This is a genomic window from Bacteroides xylanisolvens XB1A, assembly GCF_000210075.1.
GTDB lineage: Bacteria > Bacteroidota > Bacteroidia > Bacteroidales > Bacteroidaceae > Bacteroides > Bacteroides xylanisolvens.
Map to the genome: position 1 here is coordinate 2,481,606 of NC_021017.1, position 12,870 is coordinate 2,494,475.

Annotated in this window: 10 protein-coding genes; 6 read left to right on the plus strand and 4 right to left on the minus strand. The window is 45.1% G+C overall.

Annotation, left to right across the window (positions count from 1 at the left end; all coding sequences use genetic code 11):
- Window positions 1–50: 50 nt before the first annotated feature.
- The 4 genes from BXY_RS23540 to BXY_RS10010 form a co-directional block, all read right to left on the minus strand.
- The gene (locus BXY_RS23540; protein WP_008016134.1) at window positions 51–296 is read right to left on the minus strand and encodes a hypothetical protein; all 246 of its coding nucleotides are present in this window, start codon (window positions 294–296) and stop codon (window positions 51–53) included.
- On the minus strand, window positions 293–1,588 hold the full coding sequence (locus tag BXY_RS10000; RefSeq protein ID WP_004317105.1) for a Gfo/Idh/MocA family oxidoreductase: 1,296 nt from the start codon (window positions 1,586–1,588) through the stop codon (window positions 293–295). Before BXY_RS10000 ends, BXY_RS23540 begins: the two co-directional genes overlap by 4 nt.
- 121 nt (window positions 1,589–1,709) lie before the next feature.
- Entirely contained in the window at window positions 1,710–2,036 is a 327-nt protein-coding gene (locus tag BXY_RS10005; protein WP_015531812.1) for a Glycosyl hydrolases family 43., read from the minus strand.
- Between the two features lie 196 nt (window positions 2,037–2,232).
- Window positions 2,233–4,293, minus strand: coding sequence for an acetate--CoA ligase family protein (locus tag BXY_RS10010; protein ID WP_015531813.1), 2,061 nt, complete (start codon window positions 4,291–4,293; stop codon window positions 2,233–2,235).
- Window positions 4,294–5,229: 936 nt separating this feature from the next.
- On the opposite strand from BXY_RS10010, the gene metG reads away from it, so the two are divergent.
- The 6 genes from metG to BXY_RS10040 all read left to right on the plus strand — a co-directional run bounded on the left by metG (window position 5,230) and on the right by BXY_RS10040 (window position 12,867).
- On the plus strand, window positions 5,230–7,269 hold the full coding sequence (metG, locus tag BXY_RS10015; RefSeq protein WP_004317103.1) for a methionine--tRNA ligase: 2,040 nt from the start codon (window positions 5,230–5,232) through the stop codon (window positions 7,267–7,269).
- 72 nt (window positions 7,270–7,341) lie between these two features.
- Window positions 7,342–8,799, plus strand: a complete 1,458-nt coding sequence (locus BXY_RS10020; protein ID WP_008775231.1) for a lipopolysaccharide biosynthesis protein — start codon at window positions 7,342–7,344, stop codon at window positions 8,797–8,799.
- Window positions 8,786–9,838, plus strand: coding sequence for a hypothetical protein (locus BXY_RS10025; RefSeq protein WP_015531815.1), 1,053 nt, complete (start codon window positions 8,786–8,788; stop codon window positions 9,836–9,838). Before BXY_RS10020 ends, BXY_RS10025 begins: the two co-directional genes overlap by 14 nt.
- Before the next feature lie 55 nt (window positions 9,839–9,893).
- On the plus strand, window positions 9,894–10,757 hold the full coding sequence (locus tag BXY_RS10030) for a LicD family protein (RefSeq protein WP_015531816.1): 864 nt from the start codon (window positions 9,894–9,896) through the stop codon (window positions 10,755–10,757).
- The gene (locus BXY_RS10035) at window positions 10,754–11,776 is read left to right on the plus strand and encodes a hypothetical protein (RefSeq protein ID WP_015531817.1); all 1,023 of its coding nucleotides are present in this window, start codon (window positions 10,754–10,756) and stop codon (window positions 11,774–11,776) included. The genes BXY_RS10030 and BXY_RS10035 overlap by 4 nt, the downstream gene beginning before the upstream one ends.
- Window positions 11,749–12,867 carry a glycosyltransferase family 4 protein gene (locus BXY_RS10040; RefSeq protein ID WP_008642337.1) on the plus strand — a complete coding sequence of 373 codons (1,119 nt, stop codon included), beginning with the start codon at window positions 11,749–11,751 and terminating at the stop codon, window positions 12,865–12,867. The genes BXY_RS10035 and BXY_RS10040 overlap by 28 nt, the downstream gene beginning before the upstream one ends.
- The last annotated feature ends 3 nt before the right edge of the window (window positions 12,868–12,870 follow it).

Sequence of the window (12,870 nt, forward strand, 5' to 3'; positions counted from 1 at the left end):
TTTTCATTGATATTGATTAAGTTCTTCTTTAAAATTATGCAAGAAAACTATCAACTCCTGCTTTTCTTTTTAAATAGTGCTTGCATTCCATAAAACAAGAGACGCAAAATCCCCCAGAAAGCATAAAGCACAAAAGTAAATATAATTATATAAAAAATAGACGTTATCATCTCCGTAAATGGTGCATGATAAGCAATAATTGCATAAAGATGTAGCAAATTAGATACTACGAAACAAACGAGTAAAGTGATTAACTCTATTTTCTTACGTCGTGCGGTTACAATCGTGTCTTTCATATTGCTTCGGATGTTTTTACAGATTGATGGTTCAGATAGTCTATTTTATACTCATCAGGGAAATAGAGTGTCCGTTCTTCTTCCAATGCCTGATGTCCCAACAAACAGAGCATACTTGCATAATACCCTTCTTCTGCGATGTTTTTAGGTTGTTTTTGTGTTATGACGGCCTCAACAAAAGCTTCCAACAACAATGATGTACCATCGCTCTTGGGACGTTCTCCGATAATGAATTCTCCTTTGTTTTCGTTTGCTGTTTCCGGCGCCCAGCTTGTTCCGGCAAAAGGCAGAGAGTCAAACACTTTGTTTTCCCAGTCATTCACCATTTGCAGGAAGGCCGGTGCAGGAGCTACACTTTCAAAGTAATATTTTCCCTTTTCCGGTTCTACCGTTCCGAGATTACCCATGATCTGTTCTTCCAGTCCATAGAATTTATTGGAAATAACAGAGTCAAATGTCATCTTTACCCCATCATCAAACACATATACACAGCTCACATTGTCATACACATCTCTGCCGTCTTTCCAATAAGTGATGGCACCGTGTCCCATCACCTTTTCGGGTATCTTACGCAAAGCCCAGCTTCCGATCTGAAGTTGATGGCAAGCGAGTTCCGTCATCAGTCCTTTTGAGAACTCTTTGTAAAGACGCCAATTTATCAGGCGTTCCAAATTGGGTGAAGGTACCGAACGTCTCCAATCCCCATTCCGATTCCAGAAAGTACGGATGGCATTTATTTCACCAAAGGTACCTGCATGAATCATCTCCATTGCTTTAATGTAACGAGGATCGAACAGACGCTGTTGTCCTGTGAAGAAAATCTTTCCCGTGCTACGATGCTTCTGATACATACGGTAACACTCTTCCATCGTGAAACCTATTGACTTTTCACAGAACACATGCTTTCCTGCGTCGAAAGCATCCAATACGATCTTACAATGCGAGCTAAGAGAAGTAGCTACGAGTATAGCATCTATCGACTTATCTTCCAACACTTCCCGGTAATCACCATACACTTTGGCATTAGGTGCAAGTTTCAATGCGTTCTCAATAGACGGTTTATAAATGTCGCACAATGCTACAATATCGACTTTGGGGTTCTTAGCTAAAAATCCCATTAAAAACCGTCCCCGGGAACCAGGCCCGATAATTGCCAGACGACACTTCTCGTTTGAGGTGTTCATCACCTCCGAAAAAGCAGAAAGCCAAGGGCTTGCTGCAAGAAGAGTGCCAGCCCCGGCTATGCCTAAATTCTTTAGAAAATCCCGCCTGCTAATAGGGGTATGTTTCATGCTTGTGGTATTTAAGATTATAATTGGTTTATTTGAAAATCAGTTATTAAATACAGGTGCTTTTTGTGTTTCGTAAGAAGGAGATCCTCCTCACACCGACATTACATAATACAACACATATTTACCGTCCATATAATTTTAATATCGGGTGCCCAAATTCCATCTTTAGGCTCAAACCAAGGACGAGTCTTATCGGGAATGCCGTGTTGCAATACATCCATTCTACCAAATCTTTCGACTTCATTATCGGAACATTTCTGGTAAATTCGGTAACATACACATAAAAACACCCATCCGCAGCTTTACTCACCGTAGAGTCAGGCCTGGCAATATCTACAATCAGATTTTTATAACCCACTGCAGACTTTGTCTGTGCTTTCCCCCCCCCCCGTGAAAAACAGGCATCTATCATGAATACGAAGACGAACAAATTTACATACTTTTTCATCAAATCATTCTTTTAAGAGATTCTTTTTACCTAATCTTTATAGTTCTAAATCAATATTAACTTACAAAATCCATTGGCAATACTCCAAATTGTTTTGGAAACACTTGGCAAAATAAGATGGAGAAAGTTTGGATCTTGGAATAATATTTCTCGAAATATATATAAAAACTATGTCTCAATGAATGAAAGAATAGTCCTATTTTTCTATTCTGATACGCGCATCAACTGCTACAACGGCCTTTTCTGTTGCTAAGAGCGGATTTATATCCATTTCTTTGATCTCTGTAGCGAAACGTAGTAAAGTGGACAAACGGACAATAATTTCAGCAAATTTATCTTCGTTGACTCCCTTTTGCCCACGTGTTCCCTGAATGATTTTATAAGCACGCAAAGAATGAATCATTGAATAAGCTTCTTCGTAAGAAAGCGGAGCCAAACCGGAAGATACATCTTTCAGCACCTCCACAAAAATACCTCCCAAACCACAAAGTACCACGTGACCGAACTTCTCTTCATATTTTGCGCCAACAAACAGTTCCGTACCTTTCAGCATCGGCTGTACCATAATTGCTCTTGCATCAGGTATCTGCATCATACGATCGAATTCCAGTGCCAGATGTTGCTCACTTTTAATGTTCAGAACGACACCGCCGACATCTGATTTGTGCACAGGACCAACAACCTTGGCAACTACCGGAAATCCGCACCGACGGGCAAAAGCTACTATCTCCTCTTTATTATCGGAAACAAATTCATCTACCAACGGAATACCGGCAGCATGCAACAATGCCTGTACATAATTGGGAGCGATATAACCATCCTCCGGAATCGAATCAATAATACGACGAATCCTCGGAACGTCCACTCCGAACAATTCTATTTCAGGAACTGCCGGTTTAGGAGCATTGACGATACGTGAAAGAGCAGTACCCAGGGTCACTTCGTCTGCAAAATTCACATGCCCTTTTGCCAGGAAGGCGGAAACCTCTGCTCCGGCTGTATTAATGGAAGGAAGAATGGGAAAAATCGGTTTCTTGCAAGTCTGCATCTTTTCGTGAAGCACATCATACATTTCAAACATAGTAACCAATCCCGGAGTTCCGAAGATGGCCATCATGGCGTCTATATTGTCAAGCTTTTCCTCGCAGTAGTCAATGCAAAGGCGCAGATGTTCCGGTGTTCCGGTAGCCAGAATATCAATAGGATTTCCGACGGCAGCACCGGGGAATAGTTGGGCTTTTAGTTCCTCGGCTACTTCTCCCTCCAGCTTAGGCACATTCAGTCCGCCTTTACTCAACGCATCTGTCAGCATCACTCCCGGCCCTCCGGCATGAGTGATAATGGCAAAATTCTTTCCTTTCAATTCGGGTAAAGTAAACACGCAACCCACAGTAGTCAATTCTTCACGAGAGAAGCAACGCACAATGCCTGCTTTACGGAACAAAGCCTCTACTGCCGAATCGGAACTGGCGATTGCTCCTGTATGGGAAGATGCCGCCCGGCTTCCGCTCTCCGAACTTCCGGCTTTGATTGCCGCAATCTTGCACCCTTTTCTAATCAAAGACGAAGCATGGAATAACAGCCTGTCCGGATTCTGAATACTTTCAATATAGAGTAGTTTCAGATGAGAATCTTTTTCGGGATCGAAGTTCTCATCCATAAATTGCAATACATCTTCTACACCGATCTGCTTGGCGTTTCCCACCGACCAGACTGAATTGAACTGCAAACCTTTTGTTACGGCACTTTCGAGAATAAATACCGCCGTAGCACCGGAGCTGGAAATCAAGTCCACCCCTTTGGGGTTTAAATTAGGAATGGGCTGGCTGAATACACTATGATGCCATGTATTCATCAATCCGATGCAATTAGGACCAATCAGTGAAGCGCCGTATTTATTAACTGTTTCCAAAATACGTTCTTCCAACAGCGCCCCTTCGTGGGTTTCTTCACCAAAACCAGCCGAGAGTATGATAAATGCCCTGGTTTGTTTCTTGCTAGCCAATGTTTCCACCATATCAGGACACATCAAGGCAGGCACAGCCAACACCGCCAGATCTGTGTCCGGCAGATCATTCACATCCGCAAAGGCGGGAACTCCCTGCACTTCCTTTTCCTTCGGATTCACCGCCCGAAGTTCTCCCTGATAACCTCCGTTTATCAAATTCTTTAATATTGCGCCACCCGGCTTATGCACATTATTCGATGCCCCTACTACGACAATACTTTCAGGACGAAGCAACTGGGTTGTTATCATATCATGCTTTGGTTTTCGTTTAACTTAGGTACAAATATATTCTTTCTTACGAGAAAAAAGAAAGAAAAAGGGGAGAAATATAGATGGAAATAGATGATAAAAGAGGAAATGAGCAAGAAATTATATAGATTATACTGACTTATTGAAATGCAAAGCTATAATCTTACCATGTAATTCTTATCATTAGAACAGAATATCACTTTATGCAGAAAAAATGGACATAAAACTCATACAGAATCAAAAATATACAAGATGAGTCCGGAGTATATTGGAAAACTTGAAGGATAAGCAAGTTGCATAATCCATATTCACACAAAACAGACTTTAAATCATTCGATTCAACATCAAAAAGGCAAAATTCCTAATTTCAGGAGCAGATTATTGCAAATATAAGTTCAAATAGAAACAACTCACATGTTACCTATTCGACAGCAACCAGCACAAAACAAGTATTCTAAATACCCTTTTGTCCTTTCGTTTAAAAGCAAGGAAGCACTTCTCACTGACCAATAAACCGTTTCTTTAAAAGGAACGAAGTCTTCCTTTAAAAGAAATGATTCATGATTCTATCAACAATCATGAATATTCACTCATTTGTATTCAAGAAAGATGACTTATTCCGCATATTCATACAGTATTTTATACGTCACTTCTTTTATTAGAATACAGTTTAGATACTCCTAATCTGTTTCAATCTTAAAAATAGAACATAATAGAAAATATAAAAATACCCCGATACAAATTGGCTATTTTCTAGCCAACTTATATTAGGGTAAAACACTTTCTTTTTACCTGTTTTTTTATTACGAAACGTTCCTGTTTCATTCTGTGACCACTTTTCAATGAAATAATCTGTGTTAATCCGTGTAATCTGTGGTGAAAAGTCATTATCTTTGCACATTACAAAGTTGAAAACAACAAAAATCACACTATATAATGGAAAAGAAATTTAAAAGAACCACCGTCACATCGGCACTGCCGTATGCGAACGGTCCTGTCCATATCGGTCACTTGGCTGGTGTATACGTACCGGCAGATATTTATGTGCGTTATCTGCGTCTGAAAAAAGAAGATGTATTATTCATCGGAGGTTCGGACGAACACGGGGTACCTATCACGATTCGTGCCAAGAAAGAAGGAATTACTCCGCAGGATGTAGTAGACCGTTATCATTCGCTGATAAAAAAATCATTCGAAGAATTCGGTATCTCATTCGACGTGTATAGCCGCACCACTTCGCCGACGCATCACCAATTGGCTTCGGATTTCTTCAAAACATTGTACGATAAAGGCGAATTCATCGAGAAAACGTCTGAACAATATTACGACGAGGAAGCAAAAACATTCCTTGCCGACCGTTATATCACCGGAGAATGTCCCCACTGCCATTCCGAAGGCGCTTACGGCGACCAATGCGAAAAATGCGGAACCTCACTTTCTCCTACGGATCTTATCAACCCGAAAAGTGCTATCAGCGGCAGCAAACCGGTGATGAAAGAAACCAAACACTGGTATCTTCCTCTCGACAAGCACGAAGGATGGCTGCGCAAATGGATTCTGGAAGATCACAAAGAATGGCGTCCCAACGTATACGGCCAATGCAAAAGCTGGCTCGACATGGGACTGCAACCACGTGCCGTGAGCCGTGACCTCGACTGGGGTATCCCTGTTCCCGTAGAAGGAGCAGAAGGAAAAGTGCTTTATGTATGGTTTGACGCACCTATTGGCTACATATCCAACACCAAAGAACTTCTCCCCGACAGCTGGGAAACATGGTGGAAAGATCCTGAAACCCGCCTGATCCATTTCATCGGGAAAGACAACATCGTGTTCCACTGCATCGTATTCCCCGCCATGCTGAAAGCAGAAGGCAGCTATATCCTGCCGGACAACGTGCCGAGCAACGAATTCCTCAACCTCGAAGGAGACAAAATCTCCACTTCCCGCAACTGGGCTGTATGGTTGCACGAATACCTGGCGGACTTCCCCGGCAAACAGGACGTACTCCGCTACGTACTGACCGCCAACGCACCGGAAACGAAAGACAACGACTTCACCTGGAAAGACTTCCAGGCACGCAATAATAACGAACTGGTAGCCGTATACGGTAACTTCGTGAACCGTGCAATGGTATTGACTCAAAAATACTTCGACGGGCGCGTACCTGCACAAGGTGAACTGACCGACTACGACAAGGAAACACTGAAAGAATTTGCAGACGTAAAAGCAGAAGTGGAAAAACTGCTCGACGTATTCAAATTCCGCGACGCACAGAAAGAAGCCATGAACCTGGCACGTATCGGCAACAAATACCTGGCCGACACCGAACCGTGGAAACTGGCAAAAACAGATATGGAGCGTGTAGGTACCATCCTCAACATCTCCCTGCAACTGGTTGCCAACCTTGCCATCGCTTTCGATCCGTTCCTGCCGTTCAGCTCGGAAAAACTCCGCAAAATGCTGAACATGAATACTTTCGAATGGTCTGAACTGGGACGTGACAACCTTCTGCCTGTAGGTCACCAATTGAACAAACCGGAATTATTGTTCGAAAAGATTGAGGACGCTACTATCGAAGCACAAGTACAAAAATTGCTCGATACAAAGAAAGCAAACGAAGAAGCCAACTACAAGGCTAATCCTATCCGCCCGAACATCGAATTCGACGACTTCACGAAACTGGATATCCGTGTAGGTACCATTCTTGAATGTCAGAAAGTGCCGAAAGCGGATAAATTGCTTCAATTCAAAATCGACGACGGACTGGAAACACGTACTATCGTATCGGGTATTGCCAAGCATTATCAACCGGAAGAACTGGTAGGCAAACAGGTTTGCTTCATCGCCAACCTTGCTCCGCGCAAACTGAAAGGCATCGTCAGCGAAGGCATGATTCTAAGTGCCGAAAACAACGACGGCAGTCTGGCAGTTATCATGCCGGGACGTGAGGTGAAGCCGGGTAGCGAAGTAAAATAATAAAACTTAAATAGGGAATACATGAAAAGCTATCATTGCGCATAGCCTTTTCATGTATTCTTTGCAAATAACATGAGCGAGAATCAGTCACTAAAAGAAAAGACAGCCAAAGGACTATTTTGGGGAGGATTCAGCAACGGCATACAGCAGTTGTTAAACCTGCTTTTCGGAATATTCCTCGCACGGTTGCTCACTCCGGCAGACTATGGAATGGTGGGAATGTTGGCTATCTTCTCCCTCATTGCCAGTTCGATACAGGAGAGCGGTTTCACAGCCGCCCTTGTCAACAAGAAGGAAGTGACACATAACGATTACAATGCTGTCTTCTGGTTCAATGCAGCCATCAGCTTATCCTTGTATCTGCTGTTATTCCTGTGCGCACCGCTCATTGCCGATTTTTACCATACTCCCGAACTGACACCGCTGGCACGTTATTCCTTCATCGGATTCTTCATAGCCAGCCTGGGAATATCCCACAGTGCCTATCTTCTGCGAAACCTGATGGTGAAACAGCGGGCCCTGTCTTCCGTTATCGGGCTTACCGTATCCGGAATCACCGGAGTCACTCTTGCCTACTTCGGTTTCTCTTATTGGGGTATTGCCACGCAAAGCATCGTTTATGTAGCCGTCAACACAGCCTGTTACTGGCATTTCACCCGTTGGCGACCGAGCTTGCAATTCAATTTCACCCCGATTAAGGAAATGTTCGGATTCAGCGGAAAGCTATTGGTAACCAATGTATTCAATCACATCAACAACAACCTGTTCTCTGTGATACTGGGTAAGTTCTACACCGAAAAGGAAGTAGGATATTACAACCAGGCCAATAAATGGTGCGGCATGGGACAGCTCTTTATATCCGGCATGATAAACGGAGTGGCGCAACCGGTACTCACCAAAGTGTCGGACGACCTTGAACGGCAAAAACGGGTATTCCGCAAAATGCTGCGTTTCACCGCTTTCATCTCGTTTCCCGCCATGCTCGGACTGGGAATCGTATCAGAAGAACTGATTACCATCACCATCACCGACAAGTGGTATTCCAGCATATCCATCATGCAGATTCTGTGTATCAGCGGAGCCTTCACTCCCATCGCATACCTCTATCAGCAACTCATCATCAGCAAAGGAAAATCCCGCATCTATATGTGGAACACCATAGCGCTCGGCATTATTCTACTGTCAGGCGTTCTGTTAGTCCATTCACACGGGATCTATGCCATGCTCGCCGTCTATGTATCCACCAATATACTGTGGCTACTGACGTGGCACTACTTCGTATGGCAAGAAATCGGACTAAAGCTGCGCCATGCACTGATAGACATACTTCCATACGCTGTCATTGCCGCCACCGTTATGGTAATCACCTATTATTCCACCCGCTCCATCGAGAATATCTATCTCCGCCTGGCAAGCAAGATAGTGCTCGCAGCAGCACTCTACGTAGCCGCCATGTGGGGCAGCCGTTCGGTCACCTTTAAAGAAAGCATCCAGTATTTCATCAAAAAGAAGACACATGAACCCCAATGATCTTGCCACCAAATACCGCCTTCTGAATAATTCTTTCAAAAAGACGATGATCTATCACATAGGTATAGACGCCGGATTCTTTACCGAATATACCTATATGCTCCATGCAATGCTCTATTGCCTGCAACACAAAATACAGTTCAAGCTTTACTCCGACGACGCTAACTTCGGATGGGGAAAAGGCTGGGAAGACTGTTTCGCACCTTTCTGCGAGCAAGTGCACGAACCGTTTCACCACACCTACAACACCCATCGCCTGCCTTCATGGCAAGCATTGATGCAAGACAAAAAACTATCTAAAACGAAGTTACTGAAATGGAAACTGAAAGTAACCTGCAAGAACATCATCGGAAAAGCCCTTGCTTTCTTCACGTATGGTAAACCGGTGTTGCTCAACTTCCAAGTGACGTTCAACCCCAACCAGCGCTTCCATATCCTCGAACTGGGAATAGACGGTGACTACCTCCACACCTTCCAAAAACTGACGGAAATCACCTGGAAACTCAACGACACCACCGCACAGGAATGTCGCCAATTTGCCGCCACCCTGCAACTTCCGCCTCAATACGCAGGATGCCAGATACGCGGAGGAGACAAGATAACCGAAACCAACCTGCTGCCACCGGAACACTACATACGCCTCATCAAAGAAAAAACAGCCATCCGCGACGTCTTTGTATTGACCGACGACTACCGCCTCTTCGAGCAAGTGCAAACCCTTGCCCCGGACATACACTGGTACACCCTTTGCAGCCCCAACGAGCAAGGATACGTCAACAGCGCCTTCACACAGACCACCAAAGAACTGAAACAGAAGCAAATGGCACGTTTCCTCTGCTCGATACAGCTATTGATGGATGCTTCCGTCTTTATAGGAAGTATCACCACCGGTCCCAGCCTGTTCCTGTTGAAGAAGTTCTATCCGGAGATCAATCCGGCAGACTGTCTGCTCAAGGACTTTCCGCAAGCATCCGTCCTCCCCATTCCGGGACGTGGGCGAGTGGCCACCAAATTTATGCAAGGAAACTTAAAGTTATAGTAACTTAGCAATATAATTACTACATTTGCAAGACAACGTGCATTAACCATTTCCGATGAACAAGAAATATACAGCCGAAGAGCTTGATTTATTACATGCCGAACTTTACGACATATTGGGAGAAACCATCCGGGTGTGTCAGAAGCACGATATTCCCTATTTTGTGATAGGCGGCACAGCCATCGGCGCACTCTACGATCAGGGAATTCTCCCCTGGGATGATGATATAGACATCGGCATGACGCGGGAGAATTACAACAAATTCTTAAAAGTAGCACCCGGAGAACTGGGTCCTTCCTACTTCCTTTCATGGATAGAGACAGACCCTCACACCCCCTATTACTACGCGAAGGTTAAGAAAAACAACACCCTTTTCGTAGAAGAAATGTTCAAGAACGTCCCGATGCATCCGGGCATCTTTGTAGATATCTTCCCGTTCGACAGGATTCCCGACAACAAACTGTTGCGGCAAATGCAATCCGGCATACTCGGCTTCCTCAAATGCTGCCTGATGGGAAAAGAGATATGGATGTGGAAACACTTCGGCAAATGTGAAATAGAGAACCCTACAAACCGGGGAGCCTTCTCCTGTCTCCTGAACAGAATAGTCGACTCTCTTTTCTCTAAAAAAGCAATTTACCGGATGCTAGTATCCGTGCAAAGCTGTTTCAACTCACGAAACACCCGCTACTACAACAACGTCATGGCAACCGCCGACCACGTGACCGTAGAAAGCCTCCGCCACCTGCAACCGGTGAAATTCGGTCCCCTCACCGTGACCACTCCCGATGACCTGGAAGGGTTCCTGCGATACAACTACCCGACCTTGCATCGATTTACCAAGGAAGAACAGGAGAAAGTGAACAACCACTATCCTGCCGCCCTGTCATTCAGTACAACCCCAAAACAAGAACTATGAATATGAAATCCGCTTTAGTAGACGTCCCGGTACTTATCCTGTTCTTCAACCGCCCGCAACAACTGTCGCAAGTGTTCGAGCAAGTGAAGAAAGCACGTCCGTCCCGGCTCTTCCTCTATCAGGACGGAGCACGAAACGAGCGCGATTTGCCCGGAATAGAAGCCTGCCGTGAAATCGTATCACAGATAGACTGGGAATGTGAAGTAGAACAGCTTTATCAGGAAAAGAATTTCGGCTGTGACCCTTCAGAATACATTTCGCAAAAATGGGCCTTCTCCAAAGTCGACAAGTGCATCGTATTGGAAGACGACGATGTGCCCTCCGTCTCCTTTTTCCAATTCTGCAAGGAGATGCTGGATAAATACGAACACGACACCCGCATCAGCATGATTGCCGGATTCAACCCCGAAGAAATCACCCAGGATATGCCATCCGACTATTTCTTCGCCACCACCTTTTCCATCTGGGGATGGGCGAGCTGGAAACGGGTAGTCGACCAATGGGACGAGTTTTACAGTTTCCTGGACGACTCCTTCAACATGCAGCAGCTTGAGCAACTCATCAAGGAACGCAAATTCCGGAGCGACTTTATCTATATGTGCCAGCGTCACCGGGAACAGCAGAAAGCCTTTTATGAAACCATCTTCCACGCCTCTATCCTGTTCAACTCCGGACTAAGCATCGTGCCTACCCGCAACATGATAAACAACCTCGGAGCAACGGCAGATTCCACCCATTTTGCCGGCTCGGTCCACACCCTGCCCAAGGGCTATCGCCGCATCTTCACCATGAAGCGTTACGAGGTGGACTTTCCGCTGCGGCATCCCCGCTACGTCATTGAAAACGTAGCCTACAAAGAGAAGGTTTACCGCATCATGGGCTGGGATCATCCATGGATCAAGATAGGGCGTTCGTTCGAAGAACTGTTCCTCAACCTGAAATACGGTAATTTCTCCATCATTACGAAAGCTGTCAAAAACCGAATAAACAAATGGCTGAAAAGAAACAAGCACCACTAAATACGTTGCTTACTATTTATTTTTACCATACCCGCCTCACACGGGAAAGTTACGAGGAATGGAAAGAATATAAATTCCCCGGACATATTTTATACGGACTTCCTCTGCTGGAAAATTACGGAATACGCTCCGTGATGCACAAATGCAAATACTTCTCCGGCCGCCTGAAACTCATGTTTTACGCCACCAAAGAGATTCTCTTCTGCAAAGAAAAATACGACGTGCTCTATGCCACCTCTTTCCGGGGGATAGAACCCGTCATCTTCCTCCGTGCGCTGGGACTGTACCGCAAACCTATTGTCATCTGGCATCACACGGCCGTCGTCACCAACCCCAAACCCTGGCGCGAACAAATCTCCCGCCTTTTTTACAAAGGTATCGACCAAATGTTCCTATTCAGCCGGAAGCTGATTCAGGACTCGCAGAAAACCCGGAAAGCTCCGTCCCACAAACTGAAACTGATACATTGGGGCCCGGACCTTCCTTTCTACGACCATCTGCTGGCAGAAATGCCCGATCGGAAACCCGAAGGATTTATCTCCACCGGCAAAGAGAACCGGGACGTGGACACCTTGCTCCAGTCATTCTCCGCAACCAACGAGGAATTGGATCTGTACATTGCCGTCTCATGCGGCAACATCAACTATAAAAAGATACTCGACCGCTATTCAGTGCCCGACTCCATCCACATCCACTACACCGACGGAGTGATTCCCTACGAACTGGGAAAACTGGTAGCCCGCAAAAGCTGCATCGTCATCTGCTGTCTGGACTTCCCCTACACCGTAGGACTGACCACTCTCGTAGAAGCATTTGCCCTCGGCATCCCCGTCATCTGCTCGCGCAACCCCAACTTCGAAATCGACATCGACAAGGAAGAAATCGGCATCACCGTAGAATATAACGATGTACAAGGCTGGATAGACGCTATCCGCTACATCGCCGACCATCCCGAAGAGGCACGACGCATGGGAGAGAATGCACGCAAACTGGCAGAAGAACGCTTCAACCTCGAAATCTTTTCGCGCGAAATAGCAGAAAGCTTGTTGGAAATATCAAACATTTCCTCTAAAAACCGTACATTTGCATAAACT